40 protein-coding genes are annotated in these 22604 nt (G+C 49.6%); 8 read left to right on the top strand and 32 right to left on the bottom strand.

From position 1 onward, the window contains the following. Positions 1 to 2: 2 nt before the first annotated feature. The 6 genes from AC5SV9_RS00610 to AC5SV9_RS00585 are packed head-to-tail and all read right to left on the bottom strand — an operon-like array spanning position 3 to position 3468. On the bottom strand, positions 3 to 1940 hold the full coding sequence (locus tag AC5SV9_RS00610; protein WP_475150320.1) for a replication endonuclease: 1938 nt from the start codon (positions 1938 to 1940) through the stop codon (positions 3 to 5). Further along, complete coding sequence (locus tag AC5SV9_RS00605; protein WP_475150323.1) at positions 1940 to 2272, bottom strand: hypothetical protein; 333 nt, start codon at positions 2270 to 2272, stop codon at positions 1940 to 1942. The genes AC5SV9_RS00610 and AC5SV9_RS00605 overlap by 1 nt, the downstream gene beginning before the upstream one ends. Then, positions 2269 to 2592, bottom strand: coding sequence for a hypothetical protein (locus AC5SV9_RS00600; protein WP_475150325.1), 324 nt, complete (start codon positions 2590 to 2592; stop codon positions 2269 to 2271). The genes AC5SV9_RS00605 and AC5SV9_RS00600 overlap by 4 nt, the downstream gene beginning before the upstream one ends. Then, complete coding sequence (locus tag AC5SV9_RS00595) at positions 2589 to 2894, bottom strand: hypothetical protein (protein ID WP_475150328.1); 306 nt, start codon at positions 2892 to 2894, stop codon at positions 2589 to 2591. The genes AC5SV9_RS00600 and AC5SV9_RS00595 overlap by 4 nt, the downstream gene beginning before the upstream one ends. Continuing rightward, the gene (locus tag AC5SV9_RS00590) at positions 2891 to 3103 is read right to left on the bottom strand and encodes a hypothetical protein (protein ID WP_475150330.1); all 213 of its coding nucleotides are present in this window, start codon (positions 3101 to 3103) and stop codon (positions 2891 to 2893) included. Before AC5SV9_RS00590 ends, AC5SV9_RS00595 begins: the two co-directional genes overlap by 4 nt. Further along, a complete protein-coding gene (locus AC5SV9_RS00585; RefSeq protein WP_475150333.1) occupies positions 3100 to 3468 on the bottom strand; it encodes a hypothetical protein in 369 nt (122 codons plus the stop codon). Before AC5SV9_RS00585 ends, AC5SV9_RS00590 begins: the two co-directional genes overlap by 4 nt. A 255-nt stretch (positions 3469 to 3723) precedes the next feature. Between AC5SV9_RS00585 and AC5SV9_RS00580 the strand changes: the two genes are divergently transcribed. Beyond that, the gene (locus AC5SV9_RS00580; protein WP_475150335.1) at positions 3724 to 4032 is read left to right on the top strand and encodes a hypothetical protein; all 309 of its coding nucleotides are present in this window, start codon (positions 3724 to 3726) and stop codon (positions 4030 to 4032) included. 267 nt (positions 4033 to 4299) lie between these two features. Beyond that, positions 4300 to 4662 (top strand): hypothetical protein, encoded by a 363-nt coding sequence (locus AC5SV9_RS00575; RefSeq protein WP_475150338.1) that lies wholly within the window; start codon positions 4300 to 4302, stop codon positions 4660 to 4662. On the opposite strand, the gene AC5SV9_RS00570 is transcribed toward AC5SV9_RS00575, so the two are convergent. From AC5SV9_RS00570 to AC5SV9_RS00460, 23 genes are all read right to left on the bottom strand, one after another. Next, on the bottom strand, positions 4659 to 4847 hold the full coding sequence (locus tag AC5SV9_RS00570) for a hypothetical protein (protein ID WP_475150340.1): 189 nt from the start codon (positions 4845 to 4847) through the stop codon (positions 4659 to 4661). The two genes, AC5SV9_RS00575 and AC5SV9_RS00570, sit on opposite strands and share 4 nt — an antisense overlap. Continuing rightward, positions 4831 to 5061 carry a hypothetical protein gene (locus AC5SV9_RS00565; RefSeq protein WP_475150342.1) on the bottom strand — a complete coding sequence of 77 codons (231 nt, stop codon included), beginning with the start codon at positions 5059 to 5061 and terminating at the stop codon, positions 4831 to 4833. The genes AC5SV9_RS00570 and AC5SV9_RS00565 overlap by 17 nt, the downstream gene beginning before the upstream one ends. After that, on the bottom strand, positions 5058 to 5432 hold the full coding sequence (locus tag AC5SV9_RS00560; RefSeq protein WP_475150345.1) for a hypothetical protein: 375 nt from the start codon (positions 5430 to 5432) through the stop codon (positions 5058 to 5060). The genes AC5SV9_RS00565 and AC5SV9_RS00560 overlap by 4 nt, the downstream gene beginning before the upstream one ends. Next, positions 5419 to 5988: a hypothetical protein gene (locus tag AC5SV9_RS00555; protein WP_475150346.1), complete on the bottom strand. Its 570-nt coding sequence runs from the start codon at positions 5986 to 5988 to the stop codon at positions 5419 to 5421. The genes AC5SV9_RS00560 and AC5SV9_RS00555 overlap by 14 nt, the downstream gene beginning before the upstream one ends. Further along, positions 5985 to 6173 (bottom strand): hypothetical protein, encoded by a 189-nt coding sequence (locus AC5SV9_RS00550; protein WP_475150349.1) that lies wholly within the window; start codon positions 6171 to 6173, stop codon positions 5985 to 5987. The genes AC5SV9_RS00555 and AC5SV9_RS00550 overlap by 4 nt, the downstream gene beginning before the upstream one ends. After that, positions 6166 to 6657: a hypothetical protein gene (locus tag AC5SV9_RS00545; protein WP_475150352.1), complete on the bottom strand. Its 492-nt coding sequence runs from the start codon at positions 6655 to 6657 to the stop codon at positions 6166 to 6168. Before AC5SV9_RS00545 ends, AC5SV9_RS00550 begins: the two co-directional genes overlap by 8 nt. Next, the gene (locus AC5SV9_RS00540) at positions 6657 to 7289 is read right to left on the bottom strand and encodes a hypothetical protein (RefSeq protein ID WP_475150353.1); all 633 of its coding nucleotides are present in this window, start codon (positions 7287 to 7289) and stop codon (positions 6657 to 6659) included. Before AC5SV9_RS00540 ends, AC5SV9_RS00545 begins: the two co-directional genes overlap by 1 nt. Continuing rightward, positions 7286 to 8023, bottom strand: a complete 738-nt coding sequence (locus AC5SV9_RS00535; protein WP_475150356.1) for a hypothetical protein — start codon at positions 8021 to 8023, stop codon at positions 7286 to 7288. Before AC5SV9_RS00535 ends, AC5SV9_RS00540 begins: the two co-directional genes overlap by 4 nt. A 2-nt stretch (positions 8024 to 8025) precedes the next feature. Continuing rightward, positions 8026 to 8403: a hypothetical protein gene (locus AC5SV9_RS00530; protein WP_475150358.1), complete on the bottom strand. Its 378-nt coding sequence runs from the start codon at positions 8401 to 8403 to the stop codon at positions 8026 to 8028. Then, positions 8378 to 8596, bottom strand: coding sequence for a hypothetical protein (locus AC5SV9_RS00525; RefSeq protein WP_475150360.1), 219 nt, complete (start codon positions 8594 to 8596; stop codon positions 8378 to 8380). The genes AC5SV9_RS00530 and AC5SV9_RS00525 overlap by 26 nt, the downstream gene beginning before the upstream one ends. Beyond that, a complete protein-coding gene (locus AC5SV9_RS00520; protein WP_475150362.1) occupies positions 8596 to 8820 on the bottom strand; it encodes a hypothetical protein in 225 nt (74 codons plus the stop codon). The genes AC5SV9_RS00525 and AC5SV9_RS00520 overlap by 1 nt, the downstream gene beginning before the upstream one ends. Before the next feature lie 8 nt (positions 8821 to 8828). After that, entirely contained in the window at positions 8829 to 9182 is a 354-nt protein-coding gene (locus AC5SV9_RS00515; RefSeq protein WP_475150363.1) for a hypothetical protein, read from the bottom strand. Positions 9183 to 9191: 9 nt separating this feature from the next. Beyond that, positions 9192 to 10043 carry a major capsid protein P2 gene (locus AC5SV9_RS00510; protein ID WP_475150365.1) on the bottom strand — a complete coding sequence of 284 codons (852 nt, stop codon included), beginning with the start codon at positions 10041 to 10043 and terminating at the stop codon, positions 9192 to 9194. Positions 10044 to 10055: 12 nt separating this feature from the next. Beyond that, on the bottom strand, positions 10056 to 10196 hold the full coding sequence (locus tag AC5SV9_RS00505; protein ID WP_475150368.1) for a hypothetical protein: 141 nt from the start codon (positions 10194 to 10196) through the stop codon (positions 10056 to 10058). A gap of 142 nt (positions 10197 to 10338) precedes the next feature. Beyond that, positions 10339 to 11046, bottom strand: coding sequence for a hypothetical protein (locus tag AC5SV9_RS00500; protein WP_475150370.1), 708 nt, complete (start codon positions 11044 to 11046; stop codon positions 10339 to 10341). After that, positions 11012 to 11533 carry a hypothetical protein gene (locus tag AC5SV9_RS00495; protein ID WP_475150372.1) on the bottom strand — a complete coding sequence of 174 codons (522 nt, stop codon included), beginning with the start codon at positions 11531 to 11533 and terminating at the stop codon, positions 11012 to 11014. Before AC5SV9_RS00495 ends, AC5SV9_RS00500 begins: the two co-directional genes overlap by 35 nt. 2 nt (positions 11534 to 11535) lie before the next feature. Then, complete coding sequence (locus tag AC5SV9_RS00490) at positions 11536 to 11805, bottom strand: hypothetical protein (RefSeq protein WP_475150374.1); 270 nt, start codon at positions 11803 to 11805, stop codon at positions 11536 to 11538. Between the two features lie 258 nt (positions 11806 to 12063). Next, positions 12064 to 12264, bottom strand: a complete 201-nt coding sequence (locus AC5SV9_RS00485) for a hypothetical protein (RefSeq protein WP_475150377.1) — start codon at positions 12262 to 12264, stop codon at positions 12064 to 12066. 11 nt (positions 12265 to 12275) lie between these two features. After that, positions 12276 to 14207 carry a replication endonuclease gene (locus AC5SV9_RS00480; protein WP_475150378.1) on the bottom strand — a complete coding sequence of 644 codons (1932 nt, stop codon included), beginning with the start codon at positions 14205 to 14207 and terminating at the stop codon, positions 12276 to 12278. Further along, a complete protein-coding gene (locus tag AC5SV9_RS00475; RefSeq protein WP_495473525.1) occupies positions 14204 to 14443 on the bottom strand; it encodes a hypothetical protein in 240 nt (79 codons plus the stop codon). The genes AC5SV9_RS00480 and AC5SV9_RS00475 overlap by 4 nt, the downstream gene beginning before the upstream one ends. Before the next feature lie 74 nt (positions 14444 to 14517). Continuing rightward, positions 14518 to 14844 carry a hypothetical protein gene (locus AC5SV9_RS00470; protein WP_475150383.1) on the bottom strand — a complete coding sequence of 109 codons (327 nt, stop codon included), beginning with the start codon at positions 14842 to 14844 and terminating at the stop codon, positions 14518 to 14520. After that, complete coding sequence (locus AC5SV9_RS00465; protein ID WP_475150385.1) at positions 14841 to 15161, bottom strand: hypothetical protein; 321 nt, start codon at positions 15159 to 15161, stop codon at positions 14841 to 14843. The genes AC5SV9_RS00470 and AC5SV9_RS00465 overlap by 4 nt, the downstream gene beginning before the upstream one ends. A 130-nt stretch (positions 15162 to 15291) precedes the next feature. After that, entirely contained in the window at positions 15292 to 15660 is a 369-nt protein-coding gene (locus tag AC5SV9_RS00460) for a hypothetical protein (protein ID WP_475150388.1), read from the bottom strand. Positions 15661 to 15908: 248 nt separating this feature from the next. On the opposite strand from AC5SV9_RS00460, the gene AC5SV9_RS00455 reads away from it, so the two are divergent. Beyond that, on the top strand, positions 15909 to 16217 hold the full coding sequence (locus tag AC5SV9_RS00455) for a hypothetical protein (RefSeq protein WP_475150389.1): 309 nt from the start codon (positions 15909 to 15911) through the stop codon (positions 16215 to 16217). 121 nt (positions 16218 to 16338) lie between these two features. Here AC5SV9_RS00455 and AC5SV9_RS00450 read toward each other — a convergent pair whose 3' ends face one another. Next, positions 16339 to 17046 carry a hypothetical protein gene (locus tag AC5SV9_RS00450; RefSeq protein WP_475150391.1) on the bottom strand — a complete coding sequence of 236 codons (708 nt, stop codon included), beginning with the start codon at positions 17044 to 17046 and terminating at the stop codon, positions 16339 to 16341. A 393-nt stretch (positions 17047 to 17439) separates the two neighbouring features. Between AC5SV9_RS00450 and AC5SV9_RS00445 the strand changes: the two genes are divergently transcribed. Then, complete coding sequence (locus AC5SV9_RS00445) at positions 17440 to 17850, top strand: hypothetical protein (protein WP_475150393.1); 411 nt, start codon at positions 17440 to 17442, stop codon at positions 17848 to 17850. After that, the gene (locus tag AC5SV9_RS00440) at positions 17840 to 18844 is read left to right on the top strand and encodes a hypothetical protein (protein ID WP_475150395.1); all 1005 of its coding nucleotides are present in this window, start codon (positions 17840 to 17842) and stop codon (positions 18842 to 18844) included. Before AC5SV9_RS00445 ends, AC5SV9_RS00440 begins: the two co-directional genes overlap by 11 nt. 87 nt (positions 18845 to 18931) lie before the next feature. On the opposite strand, the gene AC5SV9_RS00435 is transcribed toward AC5SV9_RS00440, so the two are convergent. Continuing rightward, positions 18932 to 19144 (bottom strand): hypothetical protein, encoded by a 213-nt coding sequence (locus AC5SV9_RS00435; protein ID WP_475150398.1) that lies wholly within the window; start codon positions 19142 to 19144, stop codon positions 18932 to 18934. A 255-nt stretch (positions 19145 to 19399) separates the two neighbouring features. Here AC5SV9_RS00435 and AC5SV9_RS00430 point away from each other — a divergent pair, with 255 nt between their 5' ends. The 3 genes from AC5SV9_RS00430 (at position 19400) to AC5SV9_RS00420 (ending at position 21446) form a co-directional block, all read left to right on the top strand. Then, the gene (locus AC5SV9_RS00430; protein WP_475150399.1) at positions 19400 to 20002 is read left to right on the top strand and encodes a DUF938 domain-containing protein; all 603 of its coding nucleotides are present in this window, start codon (positions 19400 to 19402) and stop codon (positions 20000 to 20002) included. 139 nt (positions 20003 to 20141) lie between these two features. Then, positions 20142 to 20981, top strand: a complete 840-nt coding sequence (yghU, locus tag AC5SV9_RS00425; protein ID WP_475150400.1) for a glutathione-dependent disulfide-bond oxidoreductase — start codon at positions 20142 to 20144, stop codon at positions 20979 to 20981. 84 nt (positions 20982 to 21065) lie between these two features. Further along, positions 21066 to 21446: a glutathione S-transferase N-terminal domain-containing protein gene (locus AC5SV9_RS00420; protein WP_134054761.1), complete on the top strand. Its 381-nt coding sequence runs from the start codon at positions 21066 to 21068 to the stop codon at positions 21444 to 21446. Here the strand turns inward: AC5SV9_RS00420 and AC5SV9_RS00415 are convergent. Next, positions 21443 to 22585 (bottom strand): GNAT family N-acetyltransferase, encoded by a 1143-nt coding sequence (locus AC5SV9_RS00415; RefSeq protein WP_475150402.1) that lies wholly within the window; start codon positions 22583 to 22585, stop codon positions 21443 to 21445. The two genes, AC5SV9_RS00420 and AC5SV9_RS00415, sit on opposite strands and share 4 nt — an antisense overlap. Positions 22586 to 22604: the final 19 nt, after the last annotated feature.

Below are 22604 nucleotides of genomic sequence, written 5' to 3'. Positions count from 1 at the left end.
CCTTAGTGCGTAGTTGTGGTGAAATCTGGCTTTGCCGGGTTCCACGGTTTTGAATATTTCAGAGCTGGGGCCGGCTCAACCTGGCCGTACCGGCCTATCCTCCAGCGCTCGGTGCCGATTTTTACCGTACAGCCGCGCTCCATGTGTGCCATTGCTGCGGCGTCGATGCCTAAAGTTGCGAATTTTGCCCCCAAAGGCTGGGGCGTACAGTTATTCCCACTAGTCCAAGACAGGTCGGCTGCGCCAACGGAACGGCACGCCTTGCGGCGCAACTGCCACTGGTCAACCCGTGTTAAGGCGATATCCCCACCGGCAATAACCCCCTTCACCCGCTTAGCGGCTTCGCCGTACTGGTTAGCCATTGGCTCAACCTCATACTGCAAACCACAGTCGACCTGTTTCATGGCCTTGATAAAATCGACAAACTTTTCAGATTCCGCGCCCTGCCGTACCAGCTCTAATTGCTTGGCTTCTACGCTTTTACCAACCCGCCGCAGCTCGCGATACACCGTAATCGGGTCGCAGCCTTGAAACTGAAATTGGCGGATGCCCCATGTACTTTTCCACGTTTGTACGTTGTGTATGGTGTCGCTGACTATCTGGCCGGTTTCTTCACAAATCAGGCTTTCAACGCCGTTGGCATTGATGTTTTTTGCTATGTACTTGGCGATATAAGCAGCCGCGCCACCTTTGCGGCGTCCGGTTTCATCGCGGGGTGTTGTTTCAATGGCTTCAACGGTAAAGCGTGGTGCACTTGGCAAGTAGTTTTTAACCGGTGCCTTAACTTTCTTGCCCTGGCTTTTTGCGTAGCCATACAGCTGACGCGCACGGCGGTACTTGCGGCGCAGCTCTTTGCGGTGCTTAAACCGTGCTATTAATTCGTGCCTGTCCTCAGCGCAGAAGTATTTTTTAATGATGCGGCTGATATTCTTTGCGCTGGCTGGGTCGCACCAGATCAGCATATGCCAGTGTGGACAGCTGTCTTTGTGTGGTTCTGCTACCCGTACACCAAAATAGTATTGGTTCACCAGCTCTAACCGCTTGATTGCAGAGCGTGCCTTGGCCCATGTATCTACCAGATATTTCTGCGCATCCTTCGGCGTGCTGCCGTTCCAGTTCTTTGCGCTGCTGTGGTACTTGCTCGGTGCTGTTAACGTGAAAAACAGCCCTTGCAGCTGCATTTCTTCGGCGTAATCCTCTAACCCGCTTATGCGCTTCATCAGCTCACAGCGCATGTTTTCAGGGTCGCCCATGCCAGCCGCCAATGCCTTTTCCAGACTGATAACATCACCGTCCTGATTAATCATTTCGCCCGACTTGGCCCACTCCTGCGTAGCCAGCTGGTCGCGCACCCATTCAGCAACCGCTTGCTTGCTGGCATACGGCGACACATGGCCCACGTTACCGGCAACAATTTCCAGCAGTTCTAAGTAGCGCTTGCGCACCGTTAGCAGCTTGCGACACCACCACTTGTCGCACTTCATCTTAAGTAGGCCAATTTCCATAAATTCAGCTGGCTTACCTTCATCTGAGTAAAACGGCGGCGTCACTTCCGGAACCTGCTGCTTTGCATACTCGCACAACCAGAAGTAACAGCCCTCTAAACCGTCTCCGGCTTCGGCCCGTTCCAGTAATTTTCCGTACATATCCGCAGCAATGCGCCCAGCTGTTTTACGCACTGCGTCTTTTGTGGCAATGGCTTTGTAAGGCAGGCTGAACTGGCGCAGCTGCATATACACCGGTGCAATTTTGCGGCGGGTTTTGGCAGTGGCTTCGCGCAAATTGGTATTGCGCTCGCGCGCCGGCTTTGATATGGCATCGGTGTAAAACTGGTGCGTAAGCTTTGAACGGATGCGGGATGGCAGGCCGCTAACCTGCTTTTTCATCCACGCTATATCGTACTTATCCGGGCGCTGGTTGTCGGTTATCTGGTTAAACATCAGGCCCACCTTATAACCATTACTTCTTCATCCGCACCAACCGGATAAAACAGTTTTTCATCACCGCGCTTATAAATAATGCTGGCAACGTAGGTAATACCAACGTAGGTAATACCTATCATTTTCCCTGAAAACTCACCTTTAGCTGTCAATATGCCAACGCGGCCATTGCAACAAACAATTTCGCCATCAAACTGTTGCGCCGCTTCTTTGCCTTTCATTGGTATATTTAAAATTAATGGCGGCTCTACCGCCTTGGTGATTTCTTGCTTTGGCGCTAAACAGTTACCTCCGCAATCAGCAGGCCAGCAGTGCTCACATGTTTTTGTCATGGCAGCACCACCCCTTTGCTTTCAGGCTTGGCCGCTTCAATTTTCTGGTGTCGCAGCATGAAAAGGCGCTCGTACCGCTGCGCTGTTTTTAGCCGGTCTACGTTGGTTTTCAGGCCGTGAATACAGCCGGTGCGAATTTTTGCCAATATATAATCGGCCTGCTTTTTTGCTTCGGCTTCGTCCTTGATGGCGGCTGCCATATAAGACACCCCGTAAAGCTGGTTGCTGTTTTGGTAGCCATCTATCGCACTTTCGCAGTAGCGCTTATGGATGGCCACCATAGTTTTAAAACCGTGTCCGGTGTACATTGCTGGCGTCATGGCAGCACCCGCCCTGCTACCGCCCACGCAGCGCGGTTAGCTCTGTTATCTCCGATAATTTCAATCATGCACAGCTTTGAAAATGGCATTTTTTTACACTTAATCGCCATATTCCGCGCCGCTTCGATTTCTTCACGGGCTAGTTTGAAATGGTACTCCGACTGGTCGTAATTCCATTCAATCATTGTTTTGCAGCCTGCAAATGGACTGCTTTCCTCGTAGTGCCTGGCAGTTTGCAGGCATTCAATGCCGCGCTTGATGTGGTTGGCGTGATATTTAACAAAGTGAAGTAACATGCTCATGCTGCACCACCTTGCATGGCTTCAATTGATTTGGTTTGCATTTCATCTGCGCGCTTACGCAGCCTTGATGCCATTTCTTTGCAGATATTTTCTGCCATCTGGCTACCCTGCTCTGCCACTTCCATCAATGCAGCTTCTTCGCACAACGCATTGGCTGCAAGGCAGTAGCCGTGCCATATACCCAATTGCCGTATTCTCTCAGTGCTCATGCTGCACCCCCGCAAAGCGCTTTTACTGCGCGGCTGGTTTGGCCGGTGTAGGCAATGCGGTTATCAACAATACTCATGCCAAGGCTGGCTTTCAGTGCTGCCAGCTTTTCGCAACGGGCTTGAATTACTTCCTCTGAAAGCATGCCTTTGTAAATTTTGCGTAAAGTGGCTATGTCGCTTTCAAAGCTCTGTTTGGCCTGTGCGTCTGCTTTACACTGGCGAATCATGCGCTTAAGAAATCTGAACTGTGCTAACAGCTTCAGTTTTTGTTCATGTACGGATAGTACTGTACGTTTCGCCAGTGGTTGTGCCGGTCTGCCCTGTGGAATAGCGCCCAGCGTCGATAGGTTCGATATGGTGTGCATAAGGTTTGCTCCTGATTGTTTTCTCCTCCGCCGCTTTTGCGCTCCCCTCCGACAGGGAGAAGGCAAACAGCTGGGATAACGGAGGCTAAGAACCAGCTGCTGCCTATCGGAGTGCCGCCGTTTGTTCTGAGGGGAACCTGGCGACGAACAAAGGATAATCGCAGCCTCGAAGTACTTCAATGATGCGATTTGGTTGCTGGGCTCGAAGTATCGCCCTACACTTCACATGGAAAACATGTTCTGAGGGGAACAAAAGTGAAAACTGTCGAATATCTCGACGCGGTTAAAGCCGCGTATTCTCTGGAATCTGACTATCAGCTTGCAAAGAAACTTGCTGTTAACCAGTCTAGGATAAGCACATACAGGACAAGACCCGGCGCTATGGAAGATGATTTGGCTGTCAAAATTGCCTACCTGTTGGACTTAAACCCTTTAACCGTGCTGGCTGACGCCCACATCGAGCGCGAATCAAAGCGTGGCGCTGATAACCTAGTAATGTTCTGGCAGGAAGTAAGAAAAAGTGGCCGAATGGACACAAAAGTCCTGGGGAAAATGGTTGCTTAAGCCCTCCTGTAAGGTGGTAATAAAAGTGGCAATTTTTGCACATAGCCGCTTTTATTATCACCCTAACCTACTGACAAACCTCGCATAATTTTTCCAATCTCACCAAAACTGTATATTATGTTAAATTCCTAATGTTGAATTAGCAGATACTGAAAATTGACGATTCCGCCCCTTTGTTCAAATTCCAAACCCAAAGGCGCATTTATTGCAGTTACCAAAAACCGGCACAAAGACCGGTTTTAATAACTAAACGGAATTTAAAATAATATGTTGATGCAAACAAAATCTATCAATGACCGCAGTTTGTTATTGGCTGTTGGGTTTTTCGCACCTGATCCCGCCGCTGGGTCTCGCCCTGATATCACCAGAATAGCCACCTTTTGCGGGGTTTCTGAGCGAACCGTAAGGCACTGGATGAAAAACGGCATGCCAAAACGGGCCCGGGCGCACTTTGAAAATTTACTGGCCGGTGACTACCTGCCGGATAATTGGCGCAAGCATGGCTTAAGCGTTGCTGCTGACAGGGTTTACCTGGCTGCTGGGTATTCTGTGCCGCTGGACGTTATACGTTACTGGCCGATGCTATGTAAGGCGGTGGATTGGAGCAAGGCGGTGATACCCCGCCCTTAGTCGCGCTCTGCAAATTCGTGTGGCGGCTTTTCCTTTAGCGCCATTACGGTGATGATGTACAGTATTTTATCTTCTACCTTGCGTAGCCGCTTTGACAGCGTATAGAGAAAATACACAAGTGACATGGTGGCGGCATCTCCGCCGCCCTCAAGCACTTTTAACAGGGCTTCAAATTCCGGCGGCATCGTCGGATTTCTCATGCTGTGCGGGTTGCTCTGTCAGCTCTGGCACTGGCTCTGGTACGGGTGACTTACCCAGCGTTTGACGGGCTTCGTCGTGCGCCTTATCTGCCACTTCCAGTACGTTACCGACTACCAGCGCCGTTGGCGTGCCTACTACTGCCAGCAATGTCAGTACGATTGCCTTGTGCTTTTTGTATTGGGTAAAAAACCATTTCATGCTGTTGTTTCCTCGTTTACTTCTGCGTTGATTAGCCCATAAAAGGCCGGTTTCAGTCGGCCTATGCCGTCTGTGATTTTGGTAAATAGTGCGGCATTGCCCGGGTGCGCTTTTTCAATGGCAGCTCGCCAGCTGGGGCTGATTGCCATGCTGCTATCTATGTACTTGCTGTTGAGGTAAAACCCTGCGCGGGTGTACTCCACATGATCAGGCGGAAAGATGGCCTGATAGGCGTTAAACAGCGCATCGGTAGCCGGTTTAATGGCCTTTTGCCCTGCGGCAGTAAAGCGGCCCACGTAATACACGCCAGCGGCAAGTGCTGCCAGCGTGATTAATGACGGCAGATAGTCTGCCAGCTTAGGCGAGGCCATCAGAGACCGCCGCTGTGATAAGTGCCAGTTCATAGGGCTGTTGCCCGTTTTCGTGGCGAATCATGGCTGCAACCACCGCTGGATAGTCTGCCGCCTGCAACGTTAAATCACGGAACAGGCCGGTTTGTTTTTCCACGCTGGTGATATAGCTTTCTGTGTCGTTTTCAGACGTTGGCGCCCAGCGGTTAATAATGCCCCGAATGCTGACAAGGCCGTATTTATCGCGGTACGTTTTAAGCAAGCGCCCTGCGGCCCGTATGCCGTTGTGCGGTGTGTCGAAGATAACAAAAGCGCCATCGTCGCCGGTTTTGCCCTGCCAGTTATCGCTGCTTTTGCGAATGTTTAGCGGGTTGTTGTTACGTATTCCCCGTGGTGTCATGCTAAATAGCTCCTTGATAAACCCAATAGGTGACGGTGTGTTGATATTTGCCGCCGGCGCCGGTACTGCGGCGGTTTCACCTGGCGCAGTCACAACGGGCGAACCCTTGCGGCTGACGTACCACCAACCCGCCCCCAACGCAGCGGCTGTTACTAACCCAACCGCTAAGCGTTTCATGCTTCTGGCTCATTTGGCTGCGTGACAAAAGCGCCGTCGACGTAATGATCACCTAACTGGCAATCGGTCAGGCTTTGCAGCGCTATCATATTTGGCGCGCTGACTTCGCCTGACAGGTCACTGATGCCGATAACGGTTTGCACACCTTCAATATCTGCCAGCTGTGCGTAGTAAAATCTATTCATATTCCACCACCTGCCAACATGCTTTCGTTGTGCCTGATACGGCATCTATATCAACTGTCAATTGCGTTGAACTTGTTAATTTTGCCGTTGCAAAACCTGCTGACGTTGCAGAGCCGGCGTTGCTGCTAGTGTTGATTAATACAAAGCTCTTTGCCGTGTTTACCGCTGAAATGGTGATATTTGTTGCTGTTCCGCTTGTTAAAGAAACCTCCCCGGTTTGAATAGACTTAATCACGCCCTTTGCCGTTATCGCGCCCTGCGTAGCTGTTGCTGCTGCATCTACTGCCGCTTGTGTCTCTGTGGCTTTGGTGGCAATTTCACCGGTCAGCGCTGTTGCTGCGGCGTCAGTTTCATCTACAACTACCTGTGCAACGGCGGCGGTTTTACTGTCGGTGTTGGCAATAACTGCGCTTTGGCTGTCAGTGATGGCCTGCACAATCGCAGCTTGCAGTGCTGCTAAATTAGGTTGGTTGGTAATAGGCATCAGCGTTTACCCCACATAACAGACACTTTTGCTGTCGCTGCGCTGGCGTTGTGTATTTTTAGCTCGCCAACGGTGTCAAATTCCAGTGACGCAATACCGTCGATACTGCCTGCCAGAATGGCCCCAGCGTTTGCCGTTGGTGCTCCGCCCACACGCAGCACTGTTGGCGTGTCGCTGATGTTTTGCAGTATTGCAACGCGGCGCTTATCAGTTGGGCTGGCGGCCAATACGGTTACGGTTGCACCTGCGCCAATGGTGATGTCATTAGTTTGGCTGTTGGTGTTCGGGCTTTGGCTTGTTACCGTGCCATTTTCTACCGTGGCCTCTGCTGTGACTTCAATCGGTTGAATGATGCTGTCAATGCTGCCGCCTGCAATTACCACCGCGCCGCCGTCATTGGTGGTTATTTTTACCGTTGAGCTTTGCAGGTCGATATCAGCTGCAACCGTGCCTACGTTTTTCACGTAAATCAGCCTGCTATCTGGCAGTTCAATGTTGTCAGATTGGCGCACTTCGGTTTCTGCCATCTGTATAGCTGGGTCACTGATAACAATGCGGCTTTGAATGCGGCGCGCTAACAGGTATTTACCCTGCAGCGAGAACGGTTGCTTTTCACCTGGCTGTAAAATCATTTTTTACCCCCAAAAATCGCATAGCTAACACCGGCCACGCCAATGGAAATCGCCGTACCAATTAATATTTGCTTTAACGCGTTAATCATTAAATCCTGACCGCCAAGCGCGGTTGTCTGGATTAATGCGGCGTTGCGTTCCATTGCGGCATTGCTGGCCTGTATGGCCTGCGTTGTCGCGGCGTTATTGGCTGCTGTAGTATCTTCTGACGCTTTGCGCAGCGTTTCAGCCGTTAGATAGCCAAGTTCAACGCTGCCATCAATGGCATAACGGGCCGTGCTGGCACTGTTGGCAATGCTGTCTGATGCAACGTCACTGATTCGGTCAATGGCGCGGCCTGATACATTTTCAGTTGTAATCAATGCTTCCCGCGTTACCCGTTCATTGCTTCCCAGCGCTTCGCGGGATAGCTCATTGGCAAGGTAGGATTGTTCGACACCAGCCTTTAACACATCGGACACACTGTCGCGAACCGCTAAGATTGCGCCGTCTACGGTGTTAAACGCACCGCCGTCTGTCACAATAAAATTGCCGCCAACGCTTGCCCCAGCGCCGGTGCCTTCCATGACGATATCTGTGCTGCTGTTATCGCTAAAGTCCTGATTTATGTCAGTGACCTGGCTGTTATCCTGAAAATATTCGCTTTGGTCAGTGTACTGGCTGTTATCGACAAACGACTGCTGCACACTGGTATTGCTGGTCTGTTGCGTTTGGCTGGATTTGCTGCCGCCCATCGTTAGCCCCTTAAATCTGTTAGCATGTAATATGCGTTTGGTTCGGTTACTTCTGACACCTTGACGCCTGCGACACGGGCCATCGCCAGCCCTGCGGCACGGCTTTTCGGGTGATAGCGCAGAAATTCAAAGCCCAGCTTTTTCGCGTTGGCTATCAGCGCCCTAACCGGCCCCTTTAAGCCCTTGCCCTCAGCGCAGCAAATCACCAGCTCTTTGCCCCGTGTCGTGATTTCTGACCGGGTGACGAAGTGGCAGTTATCTAAGCTAAAAAACTCTGCTTTTTTGCGCTGTATCTGGTTGCGCAATAGTGCCGCATCGCTGCCAACACTACGGCGCACCAGAATATGCAGATAATCAGCGCTTCTTGGTTGATACCGCATAAATCAACACCAGTAGCAGCGCTGCGCCGCCAATTATCATTAACTGCTGGTTTTGGCCGGCTGCCGGTGATGCGTTAACGGTAAACGCACCAAACCCCGATTGCGCGCCCGACTGGTCGCCGGTGGCTGAGCTTGAACTGCTGGACAGCCCGCCGCCACCTGTCAGGCTGGACATTCCCGCTAAAGGCATCATTACAGCGCCCTCCGGTCTACTGAGCGGCGTGTGCTGATGCGCTCGGCTGGCAACATGCGCTCGCCCAGCGTACCTGGCTCAGCGCGAACCGTGCTAACCGGCTTACCGGTGTTGCTGTTGATGCTGCTTATCGTCTGCCCTGCAACAGGCATTTGTGCCATATTGCCGCCGACTGACTGGCCATCAAAAAGCGCTTTTACTTTTTCAACAAAGCTTAATTTCATGCGGCCCCCTACTTCAACGCGCTATAGGCCAGCAGGCCCAGCACTAACGCGCCGACACCAATACCGGCCATTTGCAGCGTGCTTTTTTGCACCGTGACACCGGCAAACTGTACCGTTTGCACCAGTGTTGAGCCGTCCGCATTGGTGCCTTTTACCGGTGACGTAAGGTTGAGTACATCGGCGTTGGTCGTGGCGTCATTGGCGCGCTGCTCTGCCAACATTTCATCTATGCCAAGTTCCTTGCGTAGCTTGGCCCGTGCGTAGTCGTTGGCGGATTCCGTTGCTGTTTCCAGCAACTTACCGCCAAACGATGCGTAGGCCATCCACCAAGGATCCCCCGCTGTTGATACCTGTTCGGCCATAACGCCCCCTTACATCTGCGGCAGTGCCGCAACCTGTTCAAGCATTTCGCGCACAATGCGCACGTTACCGCTGGCCGTTTTGGTGTAGCGGAATTTCAGCTCTTTGGCTGCGATAGTGGCAAACAAGCCTTGCAGCACAAAGCCCATGTGTGCTGGGTCAAAGTGGTAGGTATTTGCCACCGGCGCGTTGTCGCCACCTTCTGACAAATCGGCGTTGTTATCTGCCAGTGACGCATCGAACACGGTTAAATCGTCGCGCTTAACCTCTAAATGCGTAATGTCAGCTGCCTGGAAGTGCAAGCGCTGGATTTGCAGGTTAGGGCTGCGGTCATTCCACTGCAGCACGTTTTCACCGCTGGCCGGTGCGTTAATGTCAATGCTATCCATGATAGGCAGCACTAAACGCTGGGACTGTGACGGCGTAACCAATGCACGGGCGCGCAGAGTTGGCACCACAGCTTCTGTGTCGCCAATTTTCACATAGATAACCATGTTGTCAGATGGCAGTGTTACCAGCTCACCTGAACGCATGCCGTCGATGGTGCGTGCTTCTGGCTTGTAGAACGGAATTACATAACGACCTGCGGCGCGTGTGCGCTTGGTGTAACCCTCCAGCAGCGTCTTTAAGTCGGTGCCGGTCAGGTTAACAATGGCGCGGCCATTGAGCTTAACTTGCACTTCTTCAATCAGTGCAGGGTCGGTAATGTTAGTGATTATTTCAATCATCTGGAACGTTGCGCCGGTGATAACGTGGCATTCGTTACGCGCTAATTTTTGCGCAGTAACAAACGGGGCCAGTTCCATCGGTTGCGGCTTATAGCCATTAATAGCCATTACTGCCAGTGATAATGCTGCTGCCATGTTGTTTACTCCTTACTGCACAGCGCGAGCGACAGAGCGCAACGCACGCACGTTGTTTACAACATACAGCGTGCCTAATGTGGTCGCTGCGGCCAGACCAATAACCATTAAAATGCTCATTGGTTTTGCGGTAGTTAGTTTGCTGGTGTCCATCGTGTTACCTCAGTTGTTAAATCGGATATTCCGGATTAAATGCACTGGACATATAGCCAGTGGTTAGGCGATTGGTCAAAAAAATTCCGGAAACTTTTCTGGAATTTCCGGAATTTGGGGTATTGCGGCGGTGTTTTTTTGGTCAGATTGTCAGGTGAATTTCGCGAAAGTTGCCTATGCCAGACTCTTTAAGCAGGTAATGCTTTTTGGTCTGTGTGTTTTTGCGGCCCAGCGCCACAATTTCATCTAGCGAGCAGTCTAGTTCTTCCATCCAGCGCTTAGCGTCTTTAACGCTGTTCTGCGCCCCGACGACATAAAACTCTGCATCATCAATAAAGGTCTTTGGCACCTGCATTGGCCGCTGAAATGACCAGTGGGCTACTATGCCGAACTTGCGCCCCACGTTGGCAATCCACCCCAGTATTGAGCGGTCTGCTACAGCGTTGTTGCTGTACCGGCCCAACTCTTCAAAAACCGGATGCAATTCCCTGTTGCCGTCACTTGCAGCATGCACTAACGAACCGAACCATAATGCATCCTCCCGCAGCTTATCTAAATTGTCTGCGTGCGGTGACTGGTACGCAATGGCAAACTCCTTGCCGCTTTTCCATGCTTCATAAAATGCGTTAGCAAAGCCCTTGCGGCTGGTGTAATGGTGTACGGCTCGACCATTCCCCAGCCCTGATAATTTCCGTTTTCGGCTGGCCCTATAATCGCCCATCGGGTCAAAGATCACTGCACACTTACCCACCCGCCCCAGCAGTTTTACCGCGGTTGTTTTACCGCTTCCGGATGCGCCGCAGTAGCAGCAATGCCTAAGCGGCAGACTGTTGTTTGGATTTATCGCCATCGTTAGCCGCGTCCTTTTTCAATTCACGATATACACCGGCCAGCAGTGCGCCTACCGCTAAAAATGCCTGTATTTCCTCGCCCCAGCGGTTAAAGGTTTCACCAGCATCTGTTATGCGGTATTTCGCCAAGCAAGGCGCTATGCCTTTGGCGGTTTTAATGGCTGACTGCTCTGTCAGGCCATAGCTTTTGCCGGTAAAGTCCCCGACTGCACAAAAAGCGCCCCCCAGTATGTTAAGCGCCGTTTCTTCGGCCTGCTGCACATCGGCGGCGGTGTATGTTTTACCTGGCAGCGCTTTAACTGCCTGCTTTGGCTGCTCCGGCACTTGCTCATATTCGCTATCATTTGCCGCATCTGCGCCGTTAGCCATGCGCTCAAAAGCTGGGTCGATTTCCTGAAAATCCTGAACCTGTTCTACTGCTGCATCCTGCGCCGCTGGCTGCGTTGTCCGGATTTCATCTGTATCAATAATTTTTTCGTCACTCATGATTAACCTCGAAGTGTTTTGTACAGCAAACCGGCTGCGCTCAGTGTAAGCACTAGCCCCGCCGCGATTTTTCGGCCTAAGCCTTTTCCGGAATTTTCCGGAATAATTTCAGAGTCTGATTCAGCCGCTTTACGGTGTGTCTCCGGTGACGGTGACCATTCCCGCGAACCCTGCGCCGTTTGTGGGGCGGCTTCGGTTTCGCTCCCTGAAATATCTCCGGAAATTTCCGGCAATTCCATCACGCCAACAGCGGCCCTAAACTTTTCTTGCACATGCTCGCCGGTGCGCCGGTCACAGCCGCACTTTGTGCAATGGCTGTACAGATTTTCAGAGTTTTTTACTTTTTTAATTGCAGCTGGCAACCCGCAGCCGCAGGCTATATAGCCCAATGCTTCACCCGCCATAATTTAACCCCCAGTCTTGTTCGCTCAGTGGCGAAACCTCCAGCGCTAGCCGTACTGCAATTGTTAGCGTGCTAACTCCGCAATTCAGCGCCATATACATCAGGTCTTGATAACAAACCCCTGCCATCAGTACCCCCCAGTCAGTTTTTTAATTTGCTGCGCCTGCTGGTCTACCGTTTGGCATAGCTGCTTAATCAGCCCCGTGATGCCTGGCAGCATGGCCTTGATGGCAGACGGTTGGTTAAACACGCTCAGCTGCACAACGGCAGCGGCTTCGGCTTCAATTTGTTCGGCCTGTTCGGCCAGTGTCAGCTGGTTTTGTCCCATGATTTGTGTCCTTAGTGCGTAGTTGTGGTGAAATCTGGCTTTGCCGGGTTCCACGGTTTTGAATATTTCAGAGCTGGGGCCGGCTCAACCTGGCCGTACCGGCCTATCCTCCAGCGCTCAGTGCCAATTTTTACCGTACAGCCGCGTTCCATGTGTGCCATTGCTGCGGCGTCGATGCCTAAAGTGGCGAATTTTGCCCCCAAAGGCTGGGGCGTACAGTTATTCCCACTAGTCCAAGATAGGTCGGCTGCGCCGACTGAACTGCACGCCTTGCGGCGCAACTGCCACTGGTCAACCCGTGTTAATGCGAAACCATCGGGCGCGGCAACCCCTTTCACCCGTTTAGCGGCTTCGCCGTACTGGTTAGCCATTGGCTCGACTTCATACTGCAAACCGCAGTCGACCTGCTTCATGGCCCTGATGAAATCAACAAACTTTTCTGACTCTGCCCCTTGGCGCACCAGCTCTAATTGCTCGGCCTCTACGCTTTTGCCAACCCGCCGCAATTCGCGGTAGACGGTAATCGGGTCGCAGCCCTGAAACTGAAATTGACGTATGCCCCATGTACTTTTCCACGTTTGCACGTTATGGATCAGGTCACTGACTATTAGGCCGGTTTCTTCACAAATCAGGCTTTCAACGCCCTTTGCATTGATGTTTTTTGCTATGTACTTGGCGATATAAGCAGCTGCGCCACCTTTGCGGCGCCCTGTTTCGTCCCGTGGTGTGGTTTCAATGGCTTCAACGGTAAAACGTGGCGCGCTGGGCCAGTAGTTTTTAACTGGTGCCTTAACTTTCTTGCCTTGGCTTTTTGCGTAGCCGTACAGCTGACGCGCACGGCGGTACTTGCGGCGCAGCTCTTTGCGGTGTTTAAACCGCGCTATCAGCTCTTGCCTGTCCTCAGCGCAGAAGTATTTTTTCATGATGCGGCTTAACTGCTTTGCATCGTCTGGCTTGCACCACAGCAGCAAGTGCCAGTGTGGGCAGCTGTCTTTGTGTGGTTCCGCTACCCGTACACCAAAATAGCTAATATCGCGGCGCTCCAGTGCAGAGCGTGCGCGGCCCCATGTATCAACCAGATATTTCTGCGCCTGCTTCGGCGTGCTGCCGTTCCAGTTTTTAGCGCTGCTGTGGTACTTGCTTGGCACCGTTAACGTGAAAAACAGCCCTTGCAGCTGCATTTCTTCGGCGTAATCCTCTAACCCGCTTATTCGCTTCATCAGCTCACAGCGCATGTTTTCAGGGTCGCCCATGCCAGCGGCCAATGCCTTTTCCAGACTGATAACATCACCGTCCTGATTAATCATTTCGCCCGATTTGGCCCACTCCTGCGTAGCCAGCTGGTCGCGCACCCACTCAGCAACCGCTTGCTTGCTGGCATACGGCGACACATGGCCCACGTTACCGGCAACAATTTCCAGCAGTTCTAAGTAGCGCTTGCGCACCGTTAGCAGCTTGCGACACCACCACTTGTCGCACTTCATCTTAAGCAAGCCAATTTCCATAAATTCAGCTGGCTTACCTTCATCTGAGTAAAACGGCGGCGTCACTTCCGGCACCTGCTGCTTTGCGTACTCGCACAACCAGAAGTAACAGCCCTCTAAACCGTCTCCGGCTTCGGCCCGTTCCAGTAATTTTTCGTACATATCCGCTGCAATGCGCCCAGCGGTTTTACGCACGGCGTCTTTTGTGGCAATGGCTTTGTAAGGCAGGCTGAACTGTCGCAGCTGCATATACACCGGCGCAATTTTGCGGCGGGTTTTGGCAGTGGCTTCGCGCAAATTGGTGTTGCGCTCGCGCACCGGCTTTGACATGGCATCGGTGTAAAACTGGTGCGTAAGCTTAGAGCGGATGCGGGATGGCAGGCCGCTAACCTGCTTTTTCATCCACGCTATATCATACTTATCAGGGCGCTGGTCGTCGGTTAGCTGGTTAAACATCATGCCCACCTGATAACCATTACTTCTTCATCCGCACCAACCGGATAAAACAACTTTTCATCACCGCGCTTATAAAGAATGCTGGCAACGTAGGTAATACCTATCATTTTCCCTGAAAACTTACCTTTAGCTGTCAATATGCCAACGCGGCCATTGCAACAAACAATTTCGCCATCAAACTGTTGCGCCGCTTCTTTGCCTTTCATTGGTATATTTAAAATTAATGGCGGCTCTAACACCTTGTTAATTTCTTGCTTTGGCGCTAAACAGTTACCTCCGCAATCAGCAGGCCAGCAGTGTTCGCAGGTTTTTGTCATGGCAGCACCACCCCTTTGCTTTCGGGCTTGGCCGCTTCAATTTTCTGGTGCCGCAGCATAAAAAGGCGTTCGTACCGCTGTGCCGTTTTTAACCTGTCTACGTTAGTTTTCAGGTCTTGAATGCAGCCGGTGCGAATTTTTGCCAATATATAATCGGCCTGCTTTTTTGCTTCGGCCTCGTCCTTGATGGCGGCTGCCATATAAGCCGTCCCGTACATCTGGTTGCTGTTCTGATAGCCATCAATTGCGCTGTCGCAGTAGCGCTTATGGATGGCCACCATAGTTTTAAAACCATGTCCGGTGTACATTGCTGGTAAACTCATGGCAACACCCGCCCTGTTACCTGCCACACTGCGCGGTTTGCCCTGCTGTTTGCCAGTGACATAACGGTTGCCACTTTCTGCAACCGTGTTTGGCTTGGCACTTTGGCCGCTTCGGCAATTACCTTGTCACGGGCTGCGCTTAATTCTTCCCTCGCCCTCATAAAATGATATTCAGACTGCGTATAGTTCCACGAAATCATTGTTTCGCAGCCGATAAACGGGCGGCTTTCTTCGTAGTGCCTTGCTACCTGCATGCACTCAATGCCGCGTCTGATGTGGTTGCCGTGATATTTAACAAAGTGAAGTAACATGCTCATGACATCACCAAGTCAATAATTAAAAGCACACCCACCACCACAGCTATGATTGATAATATCAGCGCAAAAGCAAAGCCTACCGCCCCGTCCGCAACGCCGTAAACTGTCTTGGTTTGCTTGTTTATACTTCTCATGCAGCACCCCCACACAGCGCTTTTACTGCGCGGCTGGTTTGGCCGGTGTAGGCAATGCGGTTATCGACAATGCGCATGCCAAGGCTGGCTTTTAGTGCTGCCAGCTTTTCGCAACGGGCTTGAATTACTTCCTCTGAAAGCATGCCTTTGTAAATTTTGCGTAAATTGGCTATGTCGCTTTCAAAGCTCTGTTTGGCCTGTTCGTCTGCTTTACACTGGCGAATCATGCGCTTAAGAAATCTGAACTGTGCTAACAGCTTCAGTTTTTGTTCATGTACGGATAGTACTGTACGTTTTGCCAGTGGTTGTGCCGGTCTGCCCTGTGGAATAGCGCCCAGCGTAGAAAGGTTTGATATTGCGTGCATAAGGTTTCTCCTGTGTTTTACCGTCCAAGCTCCCGCTTCCAACGGCGGTAGGGCTAAACCAGCGGAAAAAACGGAGGTAAACCCGCTGGCCGCCCTGTTGGAATTTTGCCCCATTTGGGTTGGGACACGCAGAATGTAATACACGCAGAGCGGATGCTCAACGCTGCGTGTACCACCATAATGCGTTGACCAGCACGCGGAATGACCTAGAATTGAAGATGGAATTTTGAACATTTGGGAATGGATAAATGAAAACCGTCGATTATCTCGATGCGGTTAAGGCCGCGTTTCAACTGACTTCTGATTATCAGCTCGCAAAGAAACTTGCTGTAACTACCAACAGGATTGGCAATTATCGTTCAGGCCGAAATGTTATAGACGATGAAATGGCAATCAAAATAGCGCTTTTACTTGATGCAAACCCTTTGCGCGTGCTGGCTGATGCCCACTCAGAGAGGGCTGAAAGAAAAGGCGACGAACTTATGTATAACTTCTGGCATGACATTGCTATCAATGGGAAGTGCAATAGTGACAAACTTGCCACGCTTGTTGCGTAGCAAAGTGCCCCACCCCTTATACGATGCGGCTTGGCGGTTGTTTCCATAATCGCCAATAGCCAAATTGTATATTATGTTAAATGTAATAAACACTGGCTAGCTCGCCATGCTAGCCTTTCTCCTATGTAGTACTTTCCTCTGAGACTTCGTCTTTTTTCAGATCGTGCAAATAACTTGGTGTATAAACGCCCGGTACTTTTATTTTACAGTTCGGGTTTGCCAGCAGATTTTCACTGCGTAATCTGGACCAGGCAAAGTAAAGTGTTTTGTAACGTTGGAAGTCTGCACCAACAAACGCGATCATTAATAGCGCCGCGCCAAATGTTGCAACAGCAAATAAAACATGAGTAATGCTTGGCTGAGCGATTAATGGAAGCAACCCACTAAAGCCGATCATAAGTAATACGATTGACGCCCAAAATGAATATATAACTTCCGTTTTCTCAAACCAACCGAACTGAATAGCAATTTTATCGTTCTTAGGCTTCAAATGCTGTGCAATTCGCTTCAGCTGTCGATTTGTCAGAAAATCTTTTAAATATAAATCGCGCAGCATATCTGCATCTTCTTTAGCTGTACGTATACCCGAAGCCAAAGCAAAGGCTTCTTCTTCAATACGCTTGTCGATAAACTTTGCTACCTGTGAGCCTACGGATACACTTGCCTTTAATTCGGTAAGACGTTTTAAGTCGCGTTTTAAGTACAGATCCTCATGAGTATCAATAACGGCTCTGAGAATTTTGATTAAGCCTGATATTAACGATATTGCGATAACAAAGACGGCAATTAGCCAATGTTTTTGTACTAATTCCAAGGCAAGCTGTTCCAAACTAAACCCCTGTTAATTGAGTTATTTTAGGTACTTACAATATCACTTTCTTTGAAGTTGTTGCGATAGATTTACGTAAGTGCCCTCCCTCACCCGTCCGCATACCGATACCTTGCCGTACACAACTCTGGCTATCTGCCACTGACGAACGGCTGGCGGCATTTCAGCATAGACAAAGACTGCATACTGCATACGCCACACGGCAACTTTACAGCCGGTGATATCGCCATGCTATGGCGCTGCAAGTGGACAGCCGAACAATCAGCAAAGCAGCTCAAGGCGGCAAGGGAAAATCTGCAGGATGTAACCAGCGGCACGAAATACAAAATGTTGTTGCACCCTGCTGATTATCTTAATAGGCTAGTTCAAGACTTCGGAACAAAGGATTTATGAATGAAGTACTTGAAACTGTTCATTACAGTATTTGCTGCAGTTTACTTAGCCACTACCGTCTCAGCACTTACCCAGGACTATTTAATCTCTCAGGTGTACGGCAATTTCTCGTCAGATGAATATGCTTATATAGAGCAAGATTATCCTGAACCGCTAGAGCTGGCATCTGTTCCAGTTACACCAGTACAACCCGCCAGTAATGATGAAACCAAAACGATAACAGTGCCTTCACTGAGTGCTGAAAAAAGAGCTTCAATACAGCAGTCAATGCGCAAGGATTGGGAAGCCTGTAAGTATTGGTCTAAGGCCCATATCATTCGCCCTACTGAAAAGTCTAAGTACTACTTGGAGCAGTCATGTGGTCGCTACAATGATTATCTTAGTAAGGGATTAGCCAAATATGGATTTTGAATATGATAGGTTCAAAGAAGACTCAGTCAAATTGATGGATTTTTTTTACAGCAATACGATCCATATATTTAAAAGTTACGAAATGTCTGTTGGCATGGGGCTTCAAATACATTCAATTTATTTGCCTGAGGATATAAGTAAAGGAGTATCGTCAGAGGACGTAGTTAGTGCTGTTCTCAATCAAAATGACGACCAGTTGACAAAAAAATACATTCTAATTGAGTTTGCTCGCTCTCTGATATTTGATGCTTGTAATAATTTCTATGAGGCTATTTGGGCTATTCGTCGCGATAACTACAAAATCGCTTTTCAGCTTATTCGGAAGCCGTTAGAAGAGACGATTTTGCATTTAGAGGCCATTGCTGTTGATATAGATAACTATATTCAGCTCTTCAAAGAGGGAAATCCAAAGAAACTATTTTTATCGTCCCATTACAAAGATGAAGCTTTGTTAGGTTTGATCGGGAAAGTATGCAAGTCTATTCGCGACGATTTAAATCTAGAACTCTTTGTTGACTCAGATTCAATAAAGCTCCTTAGATATGACAAAGGATCTAAAAATGGATTTTACTCATATAGTCAACAATCTATTCATGTGATTACATCCCATTCGCCTCTATACTCTACAGCCCCTTACTCTCTGAACACTGTTGGTTTTGATACTGAACCAATGAAGTTACTTTTAACGTATCTGCCGTTGCTGCTTGACTATTTTAGAAACTTGGTTTTGTTAGTGCTGAATAAGTTCTCTTGCCCAAATCTTATCGTGCCAAATTACCGGTCTAGTAATGTTCGGAGGGCCGCTGGATTTCATTCATTTTATAAACCTATCTTGGGTATCGATATGCCTGTAAGTTTCACCTTCGATATGATTAATGAATTAGAACTGCAATGCGCTATTTGTCACAAAATTTTAAAACTTGATAGAGAGCTATCAAATTCAGAGTTGACTGATTTTTACTATAATGGTGAATTGAATATATGTTGCTGCTGAATATGCTCATATAATAAACGGGCTGTCGCTCGCTTTTCATCATTCCCATTCTGTTAAATTTCCCCTTAGACAACAGCTAAGCGGTCCTTACTTTCTATTAAACGCCGGTTCGTCGAAATAATCGTAGTCGCCTGCTTTTAATGCTTGTTGGCGCAGCATGCGTTCGCTGGGTTTACGCTGTTCTATGCTGCAACCAAACACAGCCTGATGCTGCTGCTCCATTAGCTGCGTAACGTCTTCACGGCTACATAATTCCAGCAACTCACCGGCGTAAATAAACCCCTGAGTACGAAGCCGCAACTCGACAGTATCTTTACCCGCTTTGCTGCTAGTGAAAATACTGGCAAATTGCTGTTTAAGCGTGCTTAAAAACAGCTCTTGTTTTGTTGTGCGTTACTCATCACTTTTCCTTTATCAATTGCAGAGCATTCGCCCAGTTTGCGGATGATGTTGATACTACAATACTTTATTGAACACGTTCACTTATTTGCTGCAGAGATGCTACTCTGTGCATGTTTATTTCCCTTAGAACACAACAAAGGTTTTACTAAGATTATGCAAAGCGATCTGCCCTTTTCTCAGGCATGTGAAAACAACAAAGCCCCTATTCTGGCGGTGTTGCAACACGCTTTTGCCAAAAGTTCTAAGGTGTTGGAAGTAGGCAGTGGTACGGGCCAGCATGCTGTGCATTTTGCCGCCGCTTTGCCGCATTTAACCTGGCAGGCGTCAGACCAGGCGGTGTATCTGCCCGATCTGACCGAGCGGTTGCGCCTGGCTGCCCTGCCCAACCTGCCATCGCCGTTGCAGCTGGATATCCGTGAAGATACTGCCCCCCAGCAGCAGGTCGATGCGGTATTCAGTGCCAACACGCTGCACATAATGCCGTGGGCAGTGGTGCAAACATTGTTTAGCCGTTTGCCTGGCTTCTGTCATGCTAAAGCTGAGCTGTGTATTTACGGCCCGTTTAATTACAACGGCCAATTTACCAGTGAAAGTAATGCCATGTTTGATGCATCGCTAAAAGTGCAAAACCCGCTAATGGGGATACGGGATATAGAAGCGGTATTGCAGCTGGCTATATCGGCCGGCTTTGCGCTGCAGTACGATCATGCCATGCCGGCGAATAACCGGCTGCTGCATTTTAGCCGGGTTAGCTGACATAGCGCTTAGGCCTAAATTACCTGCTATACAACAAAAGGTTATAACCACACGCTTGTAATCATCTGCGGTAGTGCCAATATCCGCTGATAAGTTAAGCCAAACTCCTTATCTCAAAACTACCTAGCAGGAGCATGTTATGAGCAACAGCTACACGCCACCCAAAGTCTGGACCTGGGACGCTGAAAACGGCGGGCAGTTTGCCAGTATTAACCGCCCGGTTTCTGGCCCAACACATGAAAAAGCCTTACCTAAAGGTAAACACCCGCTGCAGTTATATTCTTTGGCGACACCCAACGGCGTTAAAGTAAATATTATGCTGGAAGAGTTACTCGCTGCGGGTTTTAGCGGCGCAGAGTATGATGCCTGGCTAATAAAAATTGGCGATGGTGATCAATTTGGCAGCGGTTTTGTTGAGCTAAACCCTAACTCGAAAATTCCGGCGCTGCTTGATACGACAAACGGTGTCAGGATATTTGAATCTGGCTCTATTTTGCTGTATCTGGCGGAAAAATTCGGCGCATTTTTGCCAAAAGACCCGGCAAAACGCACTGAAGCATTAAACTGGTTATTCTGGCAGATGGGCAGTGCGCCTTTTGTCGGCGGCGGCTTTGGCCACTTTTATGCTTATGCACCGGAAAAGTACGAGTACCCGATTAACCGCTATGCGATGGAAACCAAGCGACAGCTTGATGTACTGGATAAACAACTGGCAAAAAATGAGTTTGTCGCTGGCAGCGAATACAGCATTGCCGATATGGCCATCTGGCCGTGGTATGGTGGTATTGCATTAAACCGCGCCTATAACGCTGCCGAGTTTCTTGATACTCAAAGCTATAAGCATCTGATGCGCTGGGCAAAACAGCTGGACGAGAGGCCGGCTGTTAAACGTGGTTATATCGTAAACCGTAGTTTTGGTGACGGCCCGCAACTGCCAGAGCGCCACAGTACAGAAGATTTTACACCCTTCGGTTTGTAAATATCTGCATTAACTCGGGACAAACGGCGTGGCTGTGCTACAATCCGCGCCGTTTTTCAAACTGAGTGCAAAACAGGCAGCAGTATGCGTATTCTGTTCAAAGTTATCCGTCTTGTCCTTACCCCGGTAATGTTATTAAGCGAAAAGCTGACAACCCCTAAAGGGATCAAACGTTGTGGCGTGGCCCAGGCTGATGTTAATGCCGCCTGCCAGCAGCTGCAGCTATATCAGTTTAACGCTTGTCCGTTTTGTATCAGGGTACGTAAGGAAATTGCCCGGCTTAACCTGCCGGTAGAAAAACGCGATGCACAGCGCAATAAAGAGTACCGGCAGCTGTTGGCTAACGAAGGTGGCCGCGTGAAAGTACCGTGTTTGCGTATTGAAAATACGGCCGGCAATGTTCAGTGGCTGTATGAATCTGCTGATATTATTAAATACCTCAATAGCCGCTTTAGCCCGCGCTAAATGTGCTTTAGTTTGTACGGCAGTTGTGTGATTGCCTCAGCCTGATACTGCCGTACTGCCTGGTGTTCACGCTGAATATAATCATTAATCGCCGGGCTTAGTATAGTGGGTTTAATATGGTAGAAGCCCGAGCGTAGCACAGGTTCAAAGCCGCGTTGCAGCTTGTGTTCGCCCTGGGCACCGGCATCAAAATACTGCAGTTTATGCTCAATGCAGTATTGTATGCCGCTGTAATAGCAGCATTCAAAATGCAACTGTCTGAAATCTTCATTACAACCCCAGTAACGGCCGTACAGCGTATCGTCTGATCTAAAACATAACGCCGCCGCGACCATATCATGCTGTCTGAAGGCTGCAAATACCACAATCTGGGCTGCCATGCTCTGCCCCCAATGTACAAATGTCTGTAATGTCAGGTAACCGCCATGGCCGGAGCGTTTGCTATAAGTTGCGCGGTAAAACCGGTAAAACTGCTGCCAGAAAGCCAACGTTAAATCAGCGCCGGCAATAATACGGATCTCTACCCCCTGCTCTGATACTGCCTGGCGCTCTTTGCGGATCTGCTTGCGTTTACGTGATGTTAATTGCTGCAGAAAATCGTCGAAATGCTGATATCCGCTGTTTTGCCACAAAAACTGAACATCAATACGTTCCTGATATCCACTTTGACGAAATGCTGCTTTGTCGTTATCGCTGGCATATAAACATTGAAACTGGCTGAGTTCCAACGAATCAATCAGTTTAACCAACGCTTCGGTTATTGGCTTTAGCATATCAATATGCTGATAACCTGCAGCTATACCCAGCCTTGGCCCTTGCGCCGGGGTAAAAGGCACAGCGCTTAACAGCTTGGGGTAATAAGGCAAATTGTAATGGCGGTAGGCGTCGGCAAACTGCCAGTCAAATAAGTACTCGCCGTAAGAGTGCCACTTAAGGTAAGCCGGCATGGCGGCTATTAACTGACCATTTTGACTGACAACCAGATGCTGGCTCTGCCAGCCGCTATTGCCATTTACGCTTGCGCCCTGCTCCAGAGCTAACAGAAAGTCGTACTGACAAAATGGATAGCTACCGCCAAACAGCGAATTCCACTGCGCTCTGTCCAAAGTTGAAATATCAGATACAAAATCAATTTGCATAATAGCGTGTCACAACTGC

This window comes from Rheinheimera sp. ATLC3 (genome assembly GCF_059429535.1).
The sequence above is the reverse complement of the archived record's forward strand: the minus strand, read 5'-3'. Positions and strand labels throughout refer to the sequence as shown.